The sequence below is a fragment of the Streptomyces sp. WMMC1477 genome (assembly GCF_027460245.1).
In the GTDB taxonomy this organism is placed as follows: Bacteria; Actinomycetota; Actinomycetes; order Streptomycetales; family Streptomycetaceae; genus Streptomyces.
This window is the reverse complement of record NZ_JAPZBD010000003.1, coordinates 5,440,001-5,461,582: the sequence shown is the minus strand read 5'-3', so window position 1 is coordinate 5,461,582 and position 21,582 is coordinate 5,440,001. Positions and strand designations below refer to the sequence as shown.

The window sequence follows — 21,582 nt, the reverse complement described above, 5'->3', positions numbered from 1 at the left end:
GCTCGGTCGCCCGCCTAGGCGGCGGGCGGGGGCAGCACGTTCATCGGCATGCGTCGCACCCTACGGAAGACGGGCGTCATCGGACAACCGCGGGGCCCCGTGATCCGGCCCGCCCCGCGCGACGGGCTGCGCGGCGGCGGGCGCGGGAGCGGAGCGCTGCGCGGTGAGCGCCCCGGCCAGGACGAGCGCGCCGCCCAGCAGTTGGACGAGGGCCAGCTTCTCGCCGAGCAGCAGCCAGGCCAGCCCCGTCGCCACCACGGCCTCCAGACAGGCGACGACCCCGGCCACCTGGGGCGAGAGCCGGCGGACCGAGACGATGCCGGTCAGGTACGCGGTCACGGTGGCCACGAGCACGATCCAGGCCAGCAGAACGGCGGCCGGCACCTGGGTCTCCCGCATGAGCGCCGCGTCCCCGAGGACCCGCCAGTCCATCGTCCAGGGGCGGGCGACGGCGGTCATCACGACGGCGCCGACGAGCAGTCCGTAGGCGATGACTCCGACGGGGTCCGGGGTTCCCCGGCCGTCGCCGCCGTGCCCACCGTGGTCGGAGAGGACGAAGTAGCCCACCTGGCAGCAGGCGGCCCCGAGGGCCAGCAGCAGCCCGACGGCGTCGAAGGCCAGCCCGGACCACACCTCCACGACGCAGGCGAGCCCCACCACCGCGAGGACGACGCCCAGGCCGGCCGCGCGGGTGACCGGCCGGCGCTGGACGAACCGCACCCAGCCCAGGACCAGGGCGGGAGCGAGGTACTCGATGAGGAGGGCGACGCCGACGGGGATGCGGGAGATGGCCGCGAAGTAGCAGGCCTGGACGCCGGCCACGGCCAGCAGCCCGAATCCCGCGAGGAGGGCCGGGCGTTCCCGCAGGAGCCCGCGGTGCCGCCAGACCAGCGGAAGAAGGACGAGGGCGGCGCCCGCGACCCGCAGCCACGTCACGTGCAGCGGATCGAGACCGGCCTCGATGAGGGGCTTCGCCGCGACTCCGGAGCCGCCGAAGGCGAAGGCCGAGAGCAGGGCGAGGCTGATTCCGCCGCTGGGCCGAGGCGTGACGGTGGAGGCGCGAGGATCCGGCATCCCGTCATGATGACCCGCACCCATCATGAGTGTCGACTCCCTACGCACCTGTCTCACCTGCTGGTCGGTTGCCGTACTCCTCCAGTCCACCGGCGTCCCGGTGGCCATGGCGGCGGTTCTCCGGCCGCGCCTAGCGTGCCGCCATGAGGATCCGCATCGTCGACGCCTTCACCGACCGGCCGTTCGCCGGGAACCCCGCCGCCGTCCTCCTCCTCGACGAGGAGCGGTTCCCCGCGGACGCCGTGCTCCAGCGCATCGCCGCGGAGATGAACCTGTCCGAGACCGCGTTCGCCCACCCGCTGCCGGCGGGCGGCACCGCGGACTGGGCGCTGCGCTGGTTCACCCCGGCCACCGAGGTGCGCATGTGCGGACACGCCACGCTCGCCACCGCGCACGTCCTGCACGGCCGGGGGCGGGCCACGGGTACGGTGCGGTTCGCGACGCTCAGCGGCGTGCTCGGAGCACGGGTGTCCGAGGACGGATCGGTCGGGCTCGACTTCCCCACCGCGCCGCTGACCGCGGCCGAACTCCCGCGGGGTGCGGCACGGGCGCTCGGCCTCACCCCGCTCAGCGTCCACGACACGGGCCCGGACGTGGGCGACCTCCTCGTGGAGGCCGCCGACGAGAAGACCGTCCGCGCCCTGGCCCCCGACGTCACCGCCCTGGCCGGGCTCGGGGGGCGCGGCTTCATCGTCACCGCTCCGGCCGAGGACCCCTCCCGCGGCTACGACTTCGTCTCGCGGTGTTTCTTCCCCGCCGTCGGTGTCGACGAGGACCCGGTCACCGGCAGCGCGCACACCGCCCTCGCACCCTTCTGGTCCGCCCGGCTGGGTCGCGAGAGCCTCACCGGGCACCAGGGCGGCAGCCGGACGGGGCTGGTGCACACCACCCTGCGCGGCGAGCGCACGCTCTTGACCGGGCACGCGGTCACGGTGCTGGACGGGGAGCTGTGCGTCCAGCCGTGAGCGACGGCGGCCGGGCGGGGCGGGACGGCGCGGCGGGTCAGGCGGTGGGCAGCCAGCCCACCGAGCCCGCGAGCAGGGCGTAGCCCACGAACGCGACGATGTCGATGAGCGCGTGCGCCGCGACGAGCGGGCCGACCCGGCCCCACCGGCGGTAGAGCCACACGAAGATCACGCCCATCACCAGGTTGCCGACGAAACCGCCGATGCCCTGGTAGAGGTGGTAGGTGCCGCGCAGCACGGAGCTGGCCGCCAGAGCACCCAGCGGACTCCAGCCGAGCTGGTCCAGGCGTCGCAGCAGATATCCGACGACGATGACTTCCTCCACCACGGAGTTCTGCATCGCCGACAGGACGAGGACCGGCAGTTTCCACCACACGTCCGGGAGCGACTCGGGCACGACCGTGAGGTTGAAGCCCGCGGCGCGGGCGCCCAGGTACAGCAGCAGGCCGCTGCCGCCGATCCCGGCCGCGACCAGCGCGCCCCGCCCGAGGTCGGACCACGGCCTGCGCAGGTCGAAGCCGAGGCCGCGCAGGCCGCCCGGCGCGTCGAGCGGCGCCGGCTCGCGGGTGAGCAGGTGGGCGACGAGGAGGACGGGCACCAGGGCGGTGCCGATCCCGAAGAGCTGCCAGGCCAGATCCAGCCACGGGCAGTCCGGGGCCAGCGACCGGTTCAGGTTGGCCGCCTGGTCGGCCAGGCCGCCCGGCCGCGTCAGCGAGCCGGTGAAGCTGATCAGAGCGGACACGGCGCTGGCGCCGAGGGAGAGGGCGAGCACGAGCAGCGTCTCGCGGCCCAGCAGACGGCGTGCGGACCCCTCCACCCGGGCCGGTACCTTTCGGCCCGCCGCCGCACCGGCCCACCACGACGTCACTGCTGGCCTCCCGTACGGCATGCGTCCCACTCTCCGGCTGGACGTACAGCTTGCCGTACGGCCTCCCGTGCCGCGCCCGGGGGTCGGGCCGGCGGCGCGGCGTCAGCCCTGCACGGGCCAGGTGTGCACCGGCTCGCCCGCGGTGACGAGTTCGGTGTACCGCCGGGCCACGGCGGCGAGCGCCTTCTCGCGGTCCAGCCCGCCGTCCCTCGCCCGGTGGTAGGCGGCCACCTGCCACACCGCGCCGTTGGTGCGGCGACGGCAGCGTTCCTCGATCACGCCCAGGTAGTGGTCACGGTCGGCGGGTTCGATGCCCCACGCGTCCAGGCCCGCGGCCGCGAGCGGCAGCAGTTCGTCCAGCACCAGCCGGTGCGCGGGCACGGTCACCGGGGAGCCGCCGCGGCCGGAACGCGGCCAGGTGAGGCGGGCGTCGATCCCGTGCCGGGCGGCCGCCTGGAAGTTCTCCTCCGCGGCGGCGAAGGGCAGCCGCTTCCACACCGGGCGCGGCTCGTCGGCCAGCGCCCGGACGAGCCCGTAGTACAGCGCCGTGTTGGCCAGGACGTCGGTGACCGACGGCCCCGCCGGCAGGACCCGGTTCTCCACCCGCAGGTGCGGGACGCCGTCGGCGATGTCGTAGACCGGCCGGTTCCAGCGGTAGACGGTGCCGTTGTGCAGCGCCAGCTCGGTCAGCGCGGGCACGCCGCCGTGTTCGAGCACCTCCAACGGCTCCTCCTCGTCGCACAGGGGCAGCAGCACGGGGAAGTAGCGCAGGTTCTCGGCGAAGAGGTCGCGGGGGGAGTCGATCCACCGTTCGCCGAACCAGGCCCGGGGCCGTACGCCCTGGGCAGCGTAGGCGCTCGGGCGGGCGTCGGTGGCCTGGAGGAAGAGCGGGACGCGGGACTCGCGCCACAGCTCACGGCCGAAGAGGAAGGGGGAGTTGGCTCCCACGGCGAGCTGGACGCCGAGGACGGCCTGGGCCGCGTTCCACACGTCGGGAAAGCGGGCCGGCGTGACCTGGAGATGCAATTGGACGGATGTGCAGGCGGCCGCGGGGCCGATCGAGGAGGAACCGTGCACAAGGCGCTCGGGACCGTCGATCTCGAGGCGTATCTCCTCCCCCCGGGCGGCCATGATCTGGTCGTTGAGCAGGGTGTAGCGATCGGCCCTGGAGAAGTTCGCGGAGATGAGATCGTCGGGACCGAGGGTCGGGAGAATACCGATCATCAGGACGCGCCCGTGCGCCTCGCGGGCTTTCCGGTCGGCGTAGGCGAGGCCGGTGTGCAGCTCCTCGGCGAGCTGGTCCAGGACCCGGCCCGTGAAGGCGTGCGGAAGGACGTTCACCTCGAGATTGAACTGCCCGAGTTCGGTCTGGAAATCACGGCTCGCGATGCGCCCGAGAACCTCCTCGTTTATCATCCGCGGCATTCCCTCGGCGTCCGCGAGGTTGAGTTCGATCTCGAGCCCCATCAGGTTGCGGGGACCCTCGAACCGCTGCTGTTCCAGCAGGCGGTCCAGCGCCTGGAGGCACTGGCGGAGCTTGCTCCGGTAGCGCCGGCGGTCCGGGAGACCGAACCCGTCGGCCGCGACCTTCTCCCCCATCGATGTGTCCCTCCTCGATCGGCAGTGCCTCGATAATGCCCCACGCAGCGGTCAACAACTCCCCCGGAGTACCGCGGCGAACAGATCAGGCCGGTGTTTTCTCACGGCACATTCCGGCGGCATGCGGTAGCCTGGGGCGGCTTCCCACTCTGCGTGACCGTGAGCACGGAACGGAACACCACCACAGGCCCGAACGGAACACGACGACGGGTACGACCGGAACCGGTCGGCCGGACGATGGGCCGGACGTGCACCCCGGAGAACCGGCACCTCCGCTGCCGGGTGAGGTCCTTTCACTTTTCGGCGGGATTTCTCCTTGTGCGGCACACCCGAATCGAGTAGCGGAAACGTCTCGGGAACAAATGTCGTATAAACTCCGCCTTGAGGCCGTGACGTGACGTCTCTCGGTCCGGGTCCCGCTTTCCCCCGCCCGGTTCGGGCGTGCCTCCGGGCTACCGACGACGCCGTCGGGACTTCGCCGCGCACCCCTTCATGTCTCCCCGAGTGAGAGGCGACCCGCCATGCCCCTGCATGCTCACCCGGCTCCCGCAGCCGCCCTGCGCAGCGTTCTCGCCGCGCTCGGTTCTCCGACCGCCGCTCTCCGTGGTGCCCCGGCCCGGGCCGAGACATTCGGCGAACTGCAGCCCGAACTGCCGCTGCCGGTGTACGTCCTGAGCGGTATCACCGGCCCCGGGGGGCCGCCGAGCCCCCGGCTGACCGGCTGGCGCTTCCTCCTGCGCGGCTCCCACGGCACGGTGGGCACCGCGGAGGCGATGCTGACCGCCGACGGCTGGACGTTCTCCCACTTCGGCGAGGGGCCCTACGTCCGGTCGACGGCGTCGGCACTGCGGCGTGCCGACGCCCTGCCGACCCCGCACCAGCCCCGGCTGCTGTCCGTGCCGGAGCTGTACATGCTCACCCTGTGGCTGCACAGCGATCCGGCGGCGGACCCGGAGGACGGCACGCTGTCCCCGGACGACCTGCTGGTGCCGCTGGCGCCGGCGCCCCCGGGCATCGCCCCGGACCTGCCCCACCGCGTCGACACCCTCCTGCCGCTGCTGACCCACCGCCTGGTGGCCGCCCCGGTCTAGGGAGTGGCACACGGCGCCTTCCGCATGGCACCGGTGCCCCGCGACGAAGGGAACCAGCGTCCCGGTCGCGGGGCACACGTGTGCGCACGCTCCCCGCGTCGGGCTAGTCACTTCCGGCCATGCCACCGGCCCATGAGGATGACCCGCGCGGGTGACAACCGCTCCGGTGGGGGACGCGTCATCCCTCACGGGGGGCGGCTGCGGGGAAATCCCTGCGAAACGCCCCCCGCAGGACGACACTGGGGATCACGAGCACCGACCCGGGGGAGCGGCCGGATGACGACGCACAGCAGCCGCAGCTCAGCGACCACACCGCATCGAGAGAACCGAGAGCACACCGTCATGTGTCAGCATCAACCGCCCTGTCCCTCCGCCGACTCCGCCGACCGGGAGGCGGCTCATCCCGTGGCGCACCACCCGGAGCAGGGGTGGAGCCTCCTGTGCAACGGTGTCGTGCTCTTCGACGACACCGGCGAACTGCTGCCGGACGGGCAGATCATCGCTCCGCACAAACCGCTGGACCCCCACGAGGTGACCGCCGCCGCGTAGCCGGAGCCGGGACGCCCCACGAGCGGGGCCCGGCGGGCGGGGGCGGGGCGCTGCCTCGCACGGCGCGCCGAGCACGACGACGGGGCCCGGCCGTCGGGACGGCCGGGCCCTGCGCTGCTCGTCCGGGCGGGTCAGCCCTCGTAGTCCTCCAGCGGCGGGCAGGAGCAGACGAGGTTGCGGTCGCCGAAGGCGCCGTCGATACGGCGCACCGGCGGCCAGTACTTCCCCTCGGCCACGACGCCGGCCGGGAACGCGGCCTCCTCACGCGTGTAGGCGCGGTCCCACTCGCCCGCCAGCTGGGCCGCCGTGTGCGGCGCCCCGCGCAGCGGGCTGTCCTCGGCGCTCCATTCCCCCGCGGCGACCCGGTCGGCCTCGGCGCGGATGGCGATCATCGCGTCGCAGAAGCGGTCGATCTCGGCCAGATCCTCGCTCTCCGTCGGCTCGATCATCAGCGTCCCCGCGACCGGGAAGGACATGGTCGGGGCGTGGAAGCCGTAGTCGATCAGCCGCTTGGCGACGTCGTCGATGCTCACCCCCGTCGCCTTCGTCAGCGGGCGCACGTCGATGATGCACTCGTGTGCGACGAGCCCGTCGGGGCCGGTGTAGAGCACCGGGTAGTGCGGCTCCAGGCGCCTGGCGATGTAGTTCGCGCTCAGCACGGCGACCTGGGTGGCGCGCCGCAGCCCCTCGGCGCCCATCAGCCGGACGTACGCCCAGGAGATCGGCAGGATGCCGGCCGAGCCCCAGGGGGCCGCGGAGATCGGGCCGATGCCGGTCGCCGGGCCCGCCTCGGGCTGCAGCGGGTGGTTCGGGAGGTAGGGCGCCAGGTGCGCCCGGACGCCCACCGGTCCCACGCCCGGGCCGCCGCCGCCGTGGGGGATGCAGAAGGTCTTGTGCAGGTTCAGGTGGGAGACGTCCGCGCCGAACTTGCCCGGGCGCGCGAGTCCCACCAGGGCGTTGAGGTTGGCACCGTCCACGTAGACCTGCCCGCCCGCCTGGTGCACGGCGGCGCAGATGTCGGAGATGTTGTCCTCGAAGACCCCGTGCGTGGAGGGGTAGGTGACCATGAGGACGGCCAGCTCGTCGCCGTACTGCTCGATCTTGGCGTGCAGGTCCTCGGTGTCGACGTCGCCGTTCTCACCGGTCTTGACGACGACGACCTTCATGCCCGCCATGACGGCGCTGGCCGCGTTGGTGCCGTGGGCCGAGGACGGGATGAGGCACACCGTGCGCTGCGTGTCACCGTTCGCCCGGTGGTAGGCGCGGACGGCGAGCAGCCCGGCCAGTTCGCCCTGGGAGCCGGCGTTCGGCTGGATGGACACCCTGTCGTAGCCGGTGACCTCGGCGAGCCGCTCCTCGAGCTCCCGGATGAGGGTGAGGTAGCCCCCGGCCTGCTCGACGGGGGCGAAGGGGTGGAGCGCCCCGAACTGCGGCCAGGTGACCGGCTCCATCTCCGTCGTCGCGTTGAGCTTCATCGTGCACGAGCCGAGCGGGATCATGCCGCGGTCGAGCGCGTAGTCCTTGTCGGCCAGGCGGCGCAGGTAGCGCAGCATCGCCGTCTCGGAGCGGTACCGGTGGAAGACGGGGTGGCTGAGGAACTCGTCGTCGCGCAGCAGGTCCGCGGGCAGCGCCGCCGCGCTGGTCTCGTCGAGCCGCGCCACGTCGGCGGTGACGCCGAAGGCCCGCCAGACCGTGGTGAGCTGCTCCCGGGTCGTCGTCTCGTCACAGGCGATGCCCACGTGGTCGGCGTCGGTGAGGCGGAGGTTGACGCCCCCTTCGCGTGCGGCGGCGACGATCTCCGCGGCGCGGCCGGGCACGTGCGCGGTCACGGTGTCGAAGAAGGCCTCCCGCGTGACCTCGACGCCGCCCTCGCGCAGGCCGGCCGCGAGCAGGGTCGCGTAGCGGTGCGTACGGCGGGCGATGTCCCGCAGCCCGTCGGGGCCGTGGTAGACGGCGTACAGCCCGGCCATGACCGCGAGCAGCACCTGCGCGGTGCAGATGTTGCTCGTGGCCTTCTCGCGCCGGATGTGCTGCTCGCGGGTCTGCAGCGCCAGCCGGTACGCCTTGGTCCCGTCCGCGTCCACGGAGACGCCGACCAGCCGTCCCGGCAGACTGCGGGCGAACTTCTCGCGCACGGCCATGAAACCGGCGTGCGGGCCGCCGAAGCCCATCGGGACGCCGAAGCGCTGGCTGGAGCCGACGGCGATGTCGGCGCCCAGCTCGCCGGGCGAGGTGAGCAGGGTGAGGGCCAGCAGGTCGGCGGCGACGGTCACGATCGCGCCGAGTTCCCGCGCCTGGGAGATCACGGCCCGCGGGTCCCGGACGGCGCCGGAGGCCCCGGGGTACTGGAGCAGCAGACCGAACACGCCGCGTTCGGCGATCTCGGCCGGGATGCCCTCGGACAGGTCGGCGACGACGACCTCGACGCCGGTGGGCTCGGCGCGCGTCTGCAGGACGGCGACGGTCTGGGGCAGGCAGTCGGCGTCGACCAGGTAGACGCCCTGCTTGACCTTGCCCACGCGGCGGGACAGGGCCATCGCCTCGGCCGCGGCGGTGCCCTCGTCCAGGAGGGAGGCCCCCGCCGTCGGCAGGCCGGTCAGGTCCGCGACGACGGTCTGGAAGTTCAGCAGAGCCTCGAGACGGCCTTGCGAGATCTCCGGCTGGTACGGGGTGTACGCGGTGTACCAGGCCGGGTTCTCCATGACGTTGCGCAGGATGACCGGCGGAGTGAAAGTGCCGTGGTAACCCAGGCCGATCATGGAGTCGAGCACCTGGTTGCGGTCGGCGAGCGAGCGCAGTTCGGCGAGCACGTCCGCCTCGGAGCGCGCGTCCGGAAGTCCGAGGCGCTCGGTGCTCTTGATGACGTCGGGCACGGCCGCGGCCGTCAGCTCGTCCAGCGAGCCGTAGCCGACGTGCGCGAGCATCTTCGCCTGCTCGGCGGCGTCGGGGCCGATGTGGCGCCGTTCGAACGGTGTGCCGCCCTCGAGTGCGGAGAGTGTGATGCGATCGGTGGTCATCTGCGGAGGCCTCCTGGTCTGTACGACCTGCGAGGGACACCACGGCGGGTGCCCGGACGGCCTCCCCCTCTGTCATCTCAACCTGAGAGTTTCACCGGAACCGCCCACAGGGGACGTCCGGCTTTCACCGTCGGTGAGGAGGGACCTGTGCACCGTGGCGCCCGCGGCCCGCCCTGCTTTCCAGAGTGACCTCGTCCGCACGGTACGTGTGCCTGAGAGATTCCGGGGAGGATTTGCTCCTTCGGCGCCCCCGGCACCTGCTCCGGAGGGCTCTCCCGCGCGGGGTCTACAGCCGCTTACGAGCCTACCAGCGGCCGGTCGAACGGCGACGGGCCGTCGGCTCGACTGGCCATTCCGCGCAATCTGTCCTTTGGTGGTGACAGGACCCGGTGACGGTGTGACGACCCAGGGGGCGGTCGGCCGGGCCACCACGTGTCATTCCATGGAGGAACCGTGCAGACCGACATCGACCCCCGCACCCTCATAGGGCGCAAGGCGTTCGACCGCGACGGCACCAAGATCGGCACCGTCGACGAGGTGTACCTCGACGACGCGACGGGCGATCCCGAGTGGGCGGCGATCCGGACGGGTCTCTTCGGACGCGACGCTTTCGTGCCACTGCGGCCGAGCGAGGTGGTCGAGGAGGCACTGCGGGTGCCCTACACCCGCACCCTGATCAGAGAGGCCCCGGACTTCGGGGTGGGACGGCATCTCTCGCCCGAGCAGGAACTCCAGCTCTACCACCACTACGGCCTGGACATCCCCTCCTCCGGCGAGCCGGCCCCGCCCTCGGAGGGCGAGGACTTCGGCCGGCTGGCGGGCGGGGACGAGTAGCCCGCGGGCCGAGCGTGGCCCGCGGGTGAGGAGACGCCCGCGGGCGTTTCGGCGTGCGAGGCCGTCGGCGCCAGGGGCAGCGGCTCGGCGCTCTCCAGCGCCGGGTCGTCCGCGCGGAGCGTCCGCACCCGCCCCGGAGGGGAGCCGGGCTCCTCGAACCGGACGGTGACGCGGCCGAGCCCACTGCCCTGCACCCAGCCGCGGCCGAGTTCGCGGTGCAAGACGTCCAGGCCGGGAAGCCATCGGCGGGCGCCGGGCGCGGGCTCCGGGGCCGCGGGGCCGGGGCCACCTGAGGGGACGGTCGGCTCACGGGTGCGCCCGTCCGCCGGCGTCGCGGAAGCGGCCTCCGGCCCGGCGGGAGCCGCCTGGGCGAACAGGTCCTCCTGCGTGAAGTCGGCCAGTCCGCTCACGCCGACACCGAGCAGCCGCACGCCCGCTGTGGTGTACACGGCGGCCAGCAGCCGCGCGGCCGCCTCGCGGATCACGACCGGGTCGTCGGTGGGGCCCCGCAGTGTCTCCGACCGGGTGAGCGTCGAGAAGTCGTAGCTGCGGACCTTGACGACCACCGTGCGGCCCGAGCGGCCGGCCGCCCGGAGCCGGGCAGCGCAGCGCTCGGCCAGCCGCCGAGTCTCCAGCTCGACGCGGGAGCGGTCGGTGACGTCGACGTCGAAGGTGTCCTCGACGGAGACGGACTTCGAGGCCCGCTCGGCCACCACGGGGCGCTCGTCGATCCCGCGGGCCATGGCGTACAGGCCGCTGCCGTGCGCCCGGCCCAGCAGCCGCAGCAGCTCGTCCTCGCCTGCCTCGGCGGCCTCGCCGACGGTGGTGATCCCGGCCCGGCGCAGGGTCTCCGCGGTGGCCGGGCCGACGCCGGGCAGCGTGCGCACGCTCAGGGGCGCGAGCAGCTGCCGCTCGGAGCCGGGCAGGATCGTCACCAGGCCGTCGGGCTTGGCCTGCTCGGAAGCGATCTTCGCGATCATCTTGGATCCGGCGAGGCCGACGGAGCCGCTGAGCCCCGTCGCCGCCCGGATGTCCGCCCGCAGCCGCCGGGCCGTCTCCTGGGCCGCGTGGGCGTCGGGCGGGGTGCCTCCGGCCTCCAGGTCGACGAAGGCCTCGTCGAGACTGAGCGGCTCGACCAGGGGGGACAGCTCGGCCAGCAGTGCCATCACGACGTCGCTCACCTGCCGGTAGAGGCTGAAGCGCGGGGTGAGGTAGGCGGCGTTGGGGCAGCGCCGCCGGGCCTGGCCGGTGGGCATGGCGGAGTGCACACCGAACCTGCGGGCCTCGTAGGAGGCCGTGGCCACCACGCCCCGGGGCCCGAGCCCGCCGACGACCACCGGCTTCCCGCGCAGGCTCGGCTTCGCCGCCTGTTCGACGGCGGCGTAGAACGCGTCCATGTCGAGATGGAGGATCGTCGGTGCGCCTCTCACACCACCGATGGTCCCGCACGGCACTGACACCCGGCCGACAAGGCGCGGAGGGCGTGCGGCCGCGTCAGACCGCGCGGTTGCGTCGCCGGGCCAGCTCGTCCTCCGGATGGTCTCTGACCAGGGTCTCCCCCGTGTCCAGACGCTCGGCGTGCAGCTGCGACAGCGCGGCCTCGACGTCCCGCCAGACGACGCCCACGGCGATGCCGAAGACGCCCTGACCGCCCTGGAGGAGGTCCACGACCTCGTCGGGCGAGGTGCACTCGTAAACCGTCGCGCCGTCGCTCATCAGGGTCATCTGGGGCAGGGCGTCCAGCTCCCGGCTGCGCAGGTGCTGTACCGCGGTACGGATGTTCTGCAAGGACACGCCGGTGTCCAGGAGCCGTTTCACGATCTTGAGGACGACGACGTCGCGGAAGCTGTACAGCCGCTGCGTCCCGGAGCCGGAGGCGGCTCGCACGCTCGGCTCCACGAGCCCGGTGCGTGCCCAGTAGTCGAGCTGGCGGTAGGTGATGCCGGCCGCCGCGCAGGCCGTCGGCCCGCGATAGCCGAGCCGCTCGCCCGCGGTACCGCTCACGGCGGCGGGTTGCTCGCCCACGGGCCGCGTGGCGGCTTCGTGAAGCGGAAACGGGCCGTTCGTGGCCTTGCCGTCGCCGGTGCTGGTCACGCCGACCCTCCATCCCTTCACGCCCCTGCGGTGACGCCGCCGGAACCTGCCTCCATGAAGGTAGGCAGTCACCCGGGGTGCGTCAACGATCGCCACACTCGGCATGCCGGGTGACAGTCATCCCAAGAGTGGTTTGGCCTGTTGCGGTACCGGGTACAGGCTGGGGCTGCTGCGAGGGCTGACCCCCGCACCGCACGCTCACTGGCTGCTGGTGCCGAAGTCCTCGGGCGAGATCTGGTCGAGGAACTCGCGGAACTTCTCCACCTCGTCCTCCTGCTCGTCCGGGATGGCGATCCCCGCGTCGTTCAGCACCCCGTCGCTGCCGTAGATCGGTGTACCGGTGCGCAGAGCGAGCGCTATCGCGTCGGACGGACGGGCGCTGACCTCCACCCCGCTGGCGAACACCAGTTCGGCGAAGAACACACCCTCCCGGAGATCCGTGATGCGGACGGCGGTGAGCTCCTGGCCGACTGCCTCCAGCACGTCCTTGAACAGGTCATGTGTGAGCGGGCGTGCCGGGGTCATGCCCTGCTGGGCGAAGGCGATCGCTGTCGCCTCCCCGGGGCCGATCCAGATGGGGAGGTAGCGGTCGCCTCCTACTTCGCGCAGAAGCACGATCGGCTGGTTGGAGGGCATTTCGACCCGGACACCCACGACGTCGAGCTCGTTCACATTGCAACCCTAGGCGCTGCGCCGCCGGTTTGGGTAGTCGGGCACCCCCGACCACGCCACACCGGGAGAAGTGAGCAGGTCACACCCGCTGCTCACGCAGCGCTGTCTGGACGAGGGTGGCGTGCAGCCGCACGGCCAGGGTCGCCAGCTCCCTGGCGGTGGCCTCAGCACGGGCGCGGGTGCGCGCGTCGCGATGCCGCCGCAGCGGCGCCACGACCTGCTCCACGAATCCGGCCTCCCGGTCGGCCGCGGCCTTGACGGACCGCAGGTGGCGGGGTTCGAGGCCGAACCGGCCCAGGTCCGCCACCAGGCGGGCCACCTCGACGGCCTCGGCGGGGTAGCCGCCGGTCCGCGCCGGTGCGAGCAGTCCGAAGGACTCCCACTCGGCGAGCTGCTCCTCGCTGATGTCGGCCGCCGCGAGCAGCTCGGACCGGCTCATCCGGCCGGCGTCGGGGGCGGCCAGCGGCGCCGCGGCACCGTCCAGCAGGTCACGTGGCTGGGCCGGGCCGGGCAGGCTTACCCGCTCGCCCCGGTCCATGGCGGCCACCTGCTCGCGGATGACCTTCAGCGGCAGGTAGTGGTCGCGCTGCATCCGCAGGACGAAGGCGAGCCGCTCCACGTCCCGCTCGCTGAACTTGCGGTAACCGGACGGCGTGCGCTGCGGTTCGACGAGGCCCTCGGACTCCAGAAAGCGGATCTTGGAGACCGTGACCTCGGGGAACTCCTCGCGGAGTCGCCCCAGCACGGCGCCGATGCTCATCGGCCCGTGCTCCGAGGGGCCGTCCTCCCCGGCGGTGGCGCCCGACGAGACGCCACCCGACGATGTGTGCAGCATGAACCTTCCCTGGCGGGTCGTGCGTCAGATACCTCGCTGGTGGGCGAAGAACACCAGGCGGAACTTCCCGATCTGCACCTCGTCACCGTTGCTCAGCGCAACGGAGTCGATGGGCTCACGGTTGACGTAGGTGCCGTTGAGGCTGCCGACGTCGGATGCCGTGAACGTGCCGTCCGCCGCACGCCGGAACTCCACGTGCCGACGGGAGACCGTCACGTCGTCGAGGAAGATGTCGCTCTGCGGGCTGCGCCCCGCCGTCGTCAGCTCGCTGTCCAGCAGGAACCGCGCGCCGGCGTTGGGGCCGCGGCGGACCACCAGAAGCGCGGACCCGGTCGGCAGGTTGTCGATGGCGGCGATCGCCTCGGGCGACAGCATCGGCGTCTGGCCCGTGGCCTCCGCGTCGTACGCCTCAAGCCCGCTGATCGAGATCGTCGACGTCGTCTCGGAGGGGCGCTCGCCGGCCGGGGCGCCGCCGCGCAGCGGGGCACCGCAGTTGGAGCAGAACCGGCTCGACTCGGCGGCCCGGCTACCACACCGTGAGCAGATCGGCACGCCGACCCCTCCACCCGCAGTTGAGGTTGATGGTGCCTGGGAACCTATGCGCGCGGCCGTGTCCTGGTCAACAGAAACCCCGCCCATCGCGGCGGAAGTACCACCATGCGGGGCATTCGGCTCAGGACGGAAGAGCGGGCGCTCGGCCTCGGCGGCAGGCGACTGCTCGCCCGCCGAACCGTGCTTCGGGGCACGGTGTGCGCCACCGGCGTCCTTGCGCTTGCCGAACAACTTCGAAAGAAAACTCACGGGCGATTCCCCTCGCACGAAACAGACCCGCCCGCGGGGCAGGACAGAGCCTTGATGCTCACACAGGCCACAGCGGACACCCGGACAACGTCCGCCGCAAGTAGACAGTTTCCCTCACCGGACGGCAGCCGGGCCCGCCGACCCCTGAAAAGGATCACCGGCACCTCACTGCGACGACGACCGACCGTGTTCGGGCCGCTGCGGAGGCACCACGGCGTCCACGACCACGTTCTCGGACGGGGTGATGGTGACCGTCGCCCCGTCACCCTGGAGGCTCTGGACCACTCCCCCGGGGATCTTGAGCGCCGGTTCGAGGTCCTGCGGGCGACCGATGACCTCGAAGACGTAGGGCGGTGAGACCGACTGTCCGTCGATGTTCACACCGCCCTCCGCGTTGGTGAAGTACGTGTCCGCCACGACCCGTACATCGTTGATCTGCACGGCCTCCGCGCCGGCTGCGCGGAGCTCCTGGATGGCGTCGAGCAGCCGGTCCGCCTCGACGACGTCGTCGGGGCCGCTGATCCGCACCTCGATGCCCGGGCCCCGCGCGGCCACCGTACCGGCCAGGATACCGAGTTGACGGTCCCGTTCCGTCCGTTGCCGCCGAGCCTCCTCGGCCTGGTTCGAGCTGTTCTCCAGCTCCGACCGCTGGTTCTCCAGCCGCTCCTTCTCGCCTTCCAGCCGCGTGGTGCGGTCGTCCAGCTCGTCGAGGATACGCACCAGGTCCTCCTGGCGCGCGCCCCGCAGCGCGTTGTCCTCGCTCGTGGAGCGTACCTGGATGGCCAGGCCCAGTCCGAGGACGAAGAGCAGTGAGGCGGCGATGAGTTGGTTGCGGTTCAGCCGTGGCGGCCACAGCCCGGCCACGAGGCGCTGGCGGCCGGTCATCTCGTCCGTGCCCGTCCCCGTGCCCTCGCCGCCCTCGGCGGACGCGCCGGCGAGCTCCTCGGCCCGCGGCTCCGCCCGCTCCTCCGCACCCGCGGCACGGTCCTGCGGCCGCCCGGCGCGGGCGGGTTCGCGGCGTTCACCCCCGGGCCCGGCGCCCGGGCGCTCCCCGTCGGCCGGGCCCTTCGGCCGGCCCGGCTCCTGCTGCCCGTCCTCGCTCATACCCTCACGCCCCGAAGACGTGGCGCCGGATCGCGGCGGCGTTGGAGAAGATGCGGATACCGAGCACGACGACCACGCCGGTCGACAGCTGGGCGCCCACACCCAGCTTGTCGCCGAGGAAGACGATCAGTGCGGCCACGACGACGTTCGACAGGAACGACACGACGAAGACCTTGTCGACGAAGATGCCGTCCAGCATCGCGCGCAGCCCGCCGAAGACCGCGTCGAGAGCGGCCACGACGGCGATGGGCAGATAGGGCTCCACCGCGGTCGGTACCACGGGCCGGAGCACCAGCCCCGCCACGACTCCCACGATGAGGCCCAGTACGGCGATCACGAATTACTGCCCTTTCCGCTGGTGACGGGCTCGGCGGTCCTGATGGTGAGGCTCGGCGCCGCGGGCAGCCGCACGGTGTCGCGCACCGAGAGGCGGGCCCGGATGTCGTAGTTCTCCTCCAGCACCTGGAGGTACTGGCCGTCGATGCTGGCCTCGAAGTCGTCGGCCAGCTCCTGCCCCGGCCCGACGGCGAGGATGCTGTACGGCGGCACGAGCGGCCGGTTGTCGACCAGTATGGCGTCACCCGCCGCGCGGATGGCGGACAGGGCGGTCAGCCGCTGGCCGTTGATCGAGATGGCCTCCGCGCCGGAGGCCCAGAGGCCGTTGACGACGAGCTGGAGGTCGCGGTCCCGGACCCGGCCGGTGTCGGAGAACCCGGTCGACTCCCGCGGGCCGTCGCCCCCGCCGCCGGTGTCCTCCGCGTCGTCCACGACGAGCTCCACCCCGGGGCCCTCGACGGGCGTGTCGCCCGCCAGCAGGCCGACCAGGTCCTCGGAGTCGTCTCCGTCGCCACCGAGCGCCTCGCGCTGCATACGTGCGACGTCGCCACGCAGGTCCTGCACCTCTTCCTGGAGGTCGTCGGCCTCCTCGGTGCCCTTCTGCACCCGCTCGACGAGCTCCTCGCGCTCCTTGGCCACCGCCGGCGCGTCGTACCGCGCCTGCGCCGCGCCCAGCGTGACGACGAGCGCGGCCAGGACCAGGCCGAAGGCCAGCCCGATCTTGGCGCGCAGCGTCCGCGGCAGACCCGCCCGCCCGGCCTCGCCCCTGCGGGCGGCCGCCTCCGCGTAGCCGTCGTCGAGGCTGTGCTCCATCACGTTGGTCAGCAGCGACATCGAGGCGTCGGGTCGCGCAGGCCGCGACGCGGTGCTCCGTTCGGGCTGCAGCTGCGACATGCCGCACATCGTCGCACGTCGGCAGCCCTACCGCCGAATGGGCCCTCCGGTGCGCCACCGGAGGGCCCATTCGGCGGGTACGGGAGGATCAGCGGCCCGCGCCGTCCACCACGCCGGCCCACTCGTCCAGCAGGGCCTGGGCCGACGCGTCGTCCGGCCCCTCCGCCCACAGGTGGGTGACGGCCTCCGCCGGGTCGGGCAGGACCATCACCCACCGCCCGTCGGACTCCACGACACGCACCCCGTCCGTGGTGTCCACGAACCGGTCGCCCGCCGCCTCCACGACATGCCGCATCACCAGCCCCTTGACCGCCCACGGCGTGGCCAGGTCCCGGCGCACCACGTGGGCCCGGGGGATGCGGGCGTCGATCTGGCTCAGGGTGAGCTGCGTGCGGGCCACCAGACCGATCAGCCGCACGAAGGCCGCCGCGCCGTCGAAGACGGAACTGAACTCGGGGACGATGAAGCCGCCGCGGCCGTCGCCGCCGAAGATCGTGGCGTCGTCACGGCCGACCCGCGTGAGGTCGTCGGGCGAGGTCGTCGTCCACTCCACCTGCGTGCCGTGGTATGCGGCCACCTGCTCGGCGATGCGTGTCGTCGTCACCGGCAGGGCGACCCGGCCACTGCGGCGCTCGGCGGCGATGAGGTCGAGCATCACCAGCAGCGCGCGGTGGTCCTCGATGATGCGGCCCCGCTCGTCGACGAGCGAGAGCCGCTCCCCCACCGGGTCGAAGCGGACTCCGAACGCCGCCCGTGCCGAGGCCACGATCTCGCCCAGCCGGACCAGGCCGGAGCGCCTGCCATCACTCGTCTCCGTGGGACGCGACTCGTCCATGCCCGGGTTGATCGTCAGAGCGTCCACGCCCAGCCGGCCGAGCAGGCTCGGCAGCACCAGCCCGGCACTCCCGTGGGACGCGTCCACGACGATCTTGAGCCCGGCCTCCGGCACGCCGGCGGTGTCCACCGTCCGCAGGAGGGCGCCCGCGTAGGAGTCGAAGACGCTGGCGGGGAAGGAGAGGTCACCGATCTCGCCGGGGAACGCCCTGCGGTACTCCTGCCTGGCGTAGACGCGGTCGAGCTTGCGCTGACGGGCCTGCGAGAGGTCGGCACCGCGTTCGTCGAAGAACATGATGTCGACCGAGTCGGGCACCCCCGGTGTCGTCCGGACCATGATCCCGCCCGCGCTGCCCCGGGCCGTCTGCTGCCGGGCCACCGGCAGCGGCACGTTCTCCAGGTCGCGGACGTCGATCGCGCTGGCCTGGAGTGCGGAGATGATCGCGCGCTTCAGTGCCCGGGCACCGCGCGAGTGGTCGCGGGCCGTCGTGACCGTCGAGCCCTTCTTCAGCGTCGTGGCGTAGGCGCTGGCGAGCCGCACCGCCAGCTCGGGCGTGATCTCGACGTTGAGGATGCCGGACACGCCGCGGGCTCCGAACAGGTGCGCCTGCCCGCGGGACTCCCAGATGACGGAGGTGTTGACGAAGGCGCCGGCCTCGACCGTCTTGAACGGATAGACCCGCACGTTGCCCTGGACGATCGACTCCTCACCGATCAGGCACTCGTCACCGATGACCGCCCCGTCCTCGATCCGGGCGGCACGCATCACGTCGGTGTTCTTTCCGATGACGCAACCGCGCAGATTGGTCTGCTCACCGATGTAGACGTTGTCGTGGACGACGGCCTTGTGCAGGAAGGCACCACTCTTCACCACGACGTTCGAGCCGATGACGGAATGCTCGCGGACTTCCGCCCCGCGTTCGACCTTGGCGTAGTCGCCGATGTACAACGGGCCGCGCAGCACGGCCTCGGGGTGCACCTCGGCGCCCTCGGCCACCCAGACCCCGGGGGAGATCTCGAAACCGTCGAGAGCGACGTCGACCTTGCCCTCAAGCACGTCGGCCTGGGCCTTCACATAACTCTCGTGGGTGCCGACGTCCTCCCAGTACCCTTCGGCGACATAGCCGTAGATCGGCTTGCCCTCCTTCATGAGCTGCGGGAAGACGTCCCCGGACCAGTCCACCGGCACGTCGGGCTCGACATAGTCGAATACCTCGGGCTCCATGACGTAAATGCCGGTGTTGACGGTGTCGGAGAAGACCTGGCCCCAGGTCGGCTTCTCCAGGAAACGTTCGACCTTGCCCTCGTCGTCCACGATGGTGATACCGAACTCCAGCGGATTCGGTACCCGCGTCAGGCAGACGGTCACCAGGGCCCCACGCTCGCGGTGGAAATTGACGAGATCGGTGAGGTCGAAGTCCGTCAGGGCGTCCCCGGAGATGACCAGGAAGGAATCGTCCTTGAGGGCTTCCTCCGCGTTCTTCACGCTGCCCGCGGTACCGAGCGGCTTTTCCTCGTTGGCATAGGTGAGCTCCATGCCGAGTTCCTCGCCGTCCCCGAAGTAGTTCCGCACCAACGACGCGAGGAACTGGACGGTCACCACGGTTTCGGTCAGACCATGCCGCTTGAGCAGTCTCAGGACATGCTCCATGATCGGCCGATTGGCCACCGGCAGAAGTGGCTTCGGCATGCTCGCGGTCATGGGACGAAGACGGGTGCCTTCGCCACCGGCCATCACGACGGCCTTCATGTCGGTAACGTCCTCCTTCAAGAGACGACGATCGCACCGGCCAAGCCATGTGGGAGTTCCCGTCGAGCGGGAAGCCAGCCCTCCACGATGCTGGGGAAGGCGCGGCCTAGCCGGCCGCAGCGTCCGCTGTGAGAATCCGGCGGACCTGGACCACGTAGAGGGTTCCTGCCCACCAGTAGAGCGCCGTACCCCACCCGGCGAACGCCCAGCCGAAAATCGCGGCGAGCGAGGCGACCCAGCCGCTGCCATCACTCAGAAGCAGCAGCGGGAACGCGTACATGAGGTTGAAGGTCGCGGCCTTCCCCAGGAAGTTCACCTGCGGTGGGGCATATCCGCGCCGGTCGAGCAGCCACACCATGACGAGGAGCACAACCTCACGGAGCAGCAGCACGGCTGTCAGCCACAACGGTAGGATCTCGCGCCAGGTGAGGCCGACGAGCGTCGAAAGGACGTAGAGACGGTCGGCGGCCGGATCCAGAATCCGGCCAAGGCTGCTGATCTGGTTCCAGCGGCGAGCCAGTTTCCCGTCCAGATAGTCGGTGACGCCGCTGAGCGCCAGGATGCCCAGGGCCCAGCCGTCGCGGTTCGGCCCGCCGAACTCCGGCAACAGAACCAACCACAGGAAGACCGGCACACCGGCCAGCCGGGCCAGGCTCAACACGTTGGGGATGGTGAGGATCCGGTCCGTCTGGACGCGTGTCTCCTGAACCTCCACCCGGGCCTCCCGCGGAACCGTGCCTACGCTGCTCCCCGACCCTACCGGCCCGGCCCTGCCCGCCGGACGCGGGGGCAGGGCCGAACGGTCCCAGGACAGCAGAAAGCCCCGTTGGACATGAATCCAACGGGGCTTCCCACACAATTTGTTCGGCGGCGTCCTACTCTCCCACACGCTCCCGCATGCAGTACCATCGGCGCTGAAAGGCTTAGCTTCCGGGTTCGGAATGTGACCGGGCGTTCCCCTAACGCTATAACCACCGAAACACTATGAAACAAACAAACCGGCCAACACACGGTTGTTGTCTCAGAACCTACACAGTGGACGCAAGCAACTATGGACAAGCCCTCGGCCTATTAGTACCGGTCAACTCCACCCATCACTGGGCTTCCATATCCGGCCTATCAACCCGGTCGTCTACCGGGAGCCTTACCCTCTCAAAGGAGGAGGGAGCCCTCATCTCGAAGCAGGCTTCCCGCTTAGATGCTTTCAGCGGTTATCCTTTCCGAACGTAGCCAACCAGCCATGCCCTTGGCAGAACAACTGGCACACCAGAGGTCCGTCCGTCCCGGTCCTCTCGTACTAGGGACAGCCCTTCTCAAGACTCCTACGCGCACAGCGGATAGGGACCGAACTGTCTCACGACGTTCTAAACCCAGCTCGCGTACCGCTTTAATGGGCGAACAGCCCAACCCTTGGGACCGACTCCAGCCCCAGGATGCGACGAGCCGACATCGAGGTGCCAAACCATCCCGTCGATATGGACTCTTGGGGAAGATCAGCCTGTTATCCCCGGGGTACCTTTTATCCGTTGAGCGACGGCGCTTCCACAAGCCACCGCCGGATCACTAGTCCCGACTTTCGTCCCTGCTCGACCCGTCAGTCTCACAGTCAAGCTCCCTTGTGCACTTACACTCACCACCTGATGACCAACCAGGCTGAGGGAACCTTTGGGCGCCTCCGTTACTCTTTAGGAGGCAACCGCCCCAGTTAAACTACCCACCAGACACTGTCCCTGATCCGGATCACGGACCCAGGTTAGACATCCAGCACGACCAGAGTGGTATTTCAACAACGACTCCACCACCACTAGCGTGATGACTTCACAGTCTCCCACCTATCCTACACAAGCCGAACCGAACACCAATATCAAGCTATAGTAAAGGTCCCGGGGTCTTTCCGTCCTGCTGCGCGAAACGAGCATCTTTACTCGTACTGCAATTTCACCGGGCCTATGGTTGAGACAGTCAAGAAGTCGTTACGCCATTCGTGCAGGTCGGAACTTACCCGACAAGGAATTTCGCTACCTTAGGATGGTTATAGTTACCACCGCCGTTTACTGGCGCTTAAGTTCTCAGCTTCGCCACGCCGAAACGCAGCTAACCGGTCCCCTTAACGTTCCAGCACCGGGCAGGCGTCAGTCCGTATACATCGCCTTACGGCTTCGCACGGACCTGTGTTTTTAGTAAACAGTCGCTTCTCGCTGGTCTCTGCGGCCACCCCCAGCTCACCCAGCACGTGGGATCACCAGAAGAGGCCCCCCTTCTCCC

The 21,582-nt window shown here is 71.0% G+C and carries 18 protein-coding genes, 2 rRNA genes and 1 riboswitch (1 of these 21 running past the window's edge); of the genes, 4 read left to right on the top strand and 16 right to left on the bottom strand.

What is annotated here, in order from left to right; translation table 11 throughout:
• Positions 1-60: 60 nt before the first annotated feature.
• Positions 61-1,074 carry an EamA family transporter gene (locus O7609_RS23865; RefSeq protein ID WP_269734940.1) on the bottom strand — a complete coding sequence of 338 codons (1,014 nt, stop codon included), beginning with the start codon at positions 1,072-1,074 and terminating at the stop codon, positions 61-63.
• A 143-nt stretch (positions 1,075-1,217) separates the two neighbouring features.
• Here O7609_RS23865 and O7609_RS23860 point away from each other — a divergent pair, with 143 nt between their 5' ends.
• Complete coding sequence (locus O7609_RS23860; protein WP_269744232.1) at positions 1,218-2,039, top strand: PhzF family phenazine biosynthesis protein; 822 nt, start codon at positions 1,218-1,220, stop codon at positions 2,037-2,039.
• 37 nt (positions 2,040-2,076) lie between these two features.
• On the opposite strand, the gene O7609_RS23855 is transcribed toward O7609_RS23860, so the two are convergent.
• Both O7609_RS23855 and O7609_RS23850 read right to left on the bottom strand, forming a co-directional pair.
• The gene (locus O7609_RS23855) at positions 2,077-2,928 is read right to left on the bottom strand and encodes a CPBP family intramembrane glutamic endopeptidase (RefSeq protein ID WP_443072212.1); all 852 of its coding nucleotides are present in this window, start codon (positions 2,926-2,928) and stop codon (positions 2,077-2,079) included.
• Between the two features lie 81 nt (positions 2,929-3,009).
• Positions 3,010-4,506: a glutamate--cysteine ligase gene (locus O7609_RS23850; protein ID WP_269744230.1), complete on the bottom strand. Its 1,497-nt coding sequence runs from the start codon at positions 4,504-4,506 to the stop codon at positions 3,010-3,012.
• A gap of 521 nt (positions 4,507-5,027) precedes the next feature.
• On the opposite strand from O7609_RS23850, the gene O7609_RS23845 reads away from it, so the two are divergent.
• Both O7609_RS23845 and O7609_RS23840 read left to right on the top strand, forming a co-directional pair.
• On the top strand, positions 5,028-5,597 hold the full coding sequence (locus O7609_RS23845; protein WP_269734944.1) for a hypothetical protein: 570 nt from the start codon (positions 5,028-5,030) through the stop codon (positions 5,595-5,597).
• A 342-nt stretch (positions 5,598-5,939) separates the two neighbouring features.
• Entirely contained in the window at positions 5,940-6,146 is a 207-nt protein-coding gene (locus O7609_RS23840; RefSeq protein WP_332328063.1) for a DUF5999 family protein, read from the top strand.
• A 131-nt stretch (positions 6,147-6,277) separates the two neighbouring features.
• Here O7609_RS23840 and gcvP read toward each other — a convergent pair whose 3' ends face one another.
• The gene (gene gcvP, locus O7609_RS23835) at positions 6,278-9,163 is read right to left on the bottom strand and encodes an aminomethyl-transferring glycine dehydrogenase (protein ID WP_269734946.1); all 2,886 of its coding nucleotides are present in this window, start codon (positions 9,161-9,163) and stop codon (positions 6,278-6,280) included.
• A 190-nt stretch (positions 9,164-9,353) separates the two neighbouring features.
• A riboswitch (glycine riboswitch) is annotated at positions 9,354-9,451 on the bottom strand.
• A 165-nt stretch (positions 9,452-9,616) separates the two neighbouring features.
• Here gcvP and O7609_RS23830 point away from each other — a divergent pair.
• Positions 9,617-9,997: a PRC-barrel domain-containing protein gene (locus O7609_RS23830; RefSeq protein WP_269744229.1), complete on the top strand. Its 381-nt coding sequence runs from the start codon at positions 9,617-9,619 to the stop codon at positions 9,995-9,997.
• On the opposite strand, the gene O7609_RS23825 is transcribed toward O7609_RS23830, so the two are convergent.
• From O7609_RS23825 to O7609_RS23770, 12 genes are all read right to left on the bottom strand, one after another.
• Positions 9,910-11,427: a DNA polymerase IV gene (locus tag O7609_RS23825; protein ID WP_269744228.1), complete on the bottom strand. Its 1,518-nt coding sequence runs from the start codon at positions 11,425-11,427 to the stop codon at positions 9,910-9,912. The genes O7609_RS23830 and O7609_RS23825 overlap by 88 nt on opposite strands.
• A gap of 64 nt (positions 11,428-11,491) precedes the next feature.
• Positions 11,492-12,091 (bottom strand): MerR family transcriptional regulator, encoded by a 600-nt coding sequence (locus O7609_RS23820; protein WP_269734949.1) that lies wholly within the window; start codon positions 12,089-12,091, stop codon positions 11,492-11,494.
• A 198-nt stretch (positions 12,092-12,289) separates the two neighbouring features.
• On the bottom strand, positions 12,290-12,763 hold the full coding sequence (locus O7609_RS23815; protein WP_269734950.1) for a bifunctional nuclease family protein: 474 nt from the start codon (positions 12,761-12,763) through the stop codon (positions 12,290-12,292).
• Positions 12,764-12,842: 79 nt separating this feature from the next.
• On the bottom strand, positions 12,843-13,598 hold the full coding sequence (gene ftsR / locus O7609_RS23810) for a transcriptional regulator FtsR (RefSeq protein ID WP_269744227.1): 756 nt from the start codon (positions 13,596-13,598) through the stop codon (positions 12,843-12,845).
• 24 nt (positions 13,599-13,622) lie between these two features.
• Positions 13,623-14,399: an FHA domain-containing protein gene (locus tag O7609_RS23805; protein ID WP_269737131.1), complete on the bottom strand. Its 777-nt coding sequence runs from the start codon at positions 14,397-14,399 to the stop codon at positions 13,623-13,625.
• Positions 14,400-14,564: 165 nt separating this feature from the next.
• Entirely contained in the window at positions 14,565-15,503 is a 939-nt protein-coding gene (locus tag O7609_RS23800) for a DUF881 domain-containing protein (RefSeq protein WP_269734952.1), read from the bottom strand.
• 4 nt (positions 15,504-15,507) lie between these two features.
• Entirely contained in the window at positions 15,508-15,840 is a 333-nt protein-coding gene (locus O7609_RS23795; protein WP_219093043.1) for a small basic family protein, read from the bottom strand.
• Positions 15,837-16,733: a DUF881 domain-containing protein gene (locus O7609_RS23790; RefSeq protein WP_269734953.1), complete on the bottom strand. Its 897-nt coding sequence runs from the start codon at positions 16,731-16,733 to the stop codon at positions 15,837-15,839. The genes O7609_RS23795 and O7609_RS23790 overlap by 4 nt, the downstream gene beginning before the upstream one ends.
• A gap of 88 nt (positions 16,734-16,821) precedes the next feature.
• Positions 16,822-19,317 carry a mannose-1-phosphate guanyltransferase gene (locus O7609_RS23785; RefSeq protein WP_269737133.1) on the bottom strand — a complete coding sequence of 832 codons (2,496 nt, stop codon included), beginning with the start codon at positions 19,315-19,317 and terminating at the stop codon, positions 16,822-16,824.
• A 106-nt stretch (positions 19,318-19,423) separates the two neighbouring features.
• Positions 19,424-20,032: a CDP-alcohol phosphatidyltransferase family protein gene (locus O7609_RS23780; protein ID WP_269734954.1), complete on the bottom strand. Its 609-nt coding sequence runs from the start codon at positions 20,030-20,032 to the stop codon at positions 19,424-19,426.
• Between the two features lie 147 nt (positions 20,033-20,179).
• Positions 20,180-20,296: ribosomal RNA gene (rrf, locus tag O7609_RS23775) — 5S ribosomal RNA — on the bottom strand.
• Between the two features lie 72 nt (positions 20,297-20,368).
• Positions 20,369-21,582: ribosomal RNA gene (locus O7609_RS23770) — 23S ribosomal RNA — on the bottom strand (it continues 1,913 nt past the right edge of the window).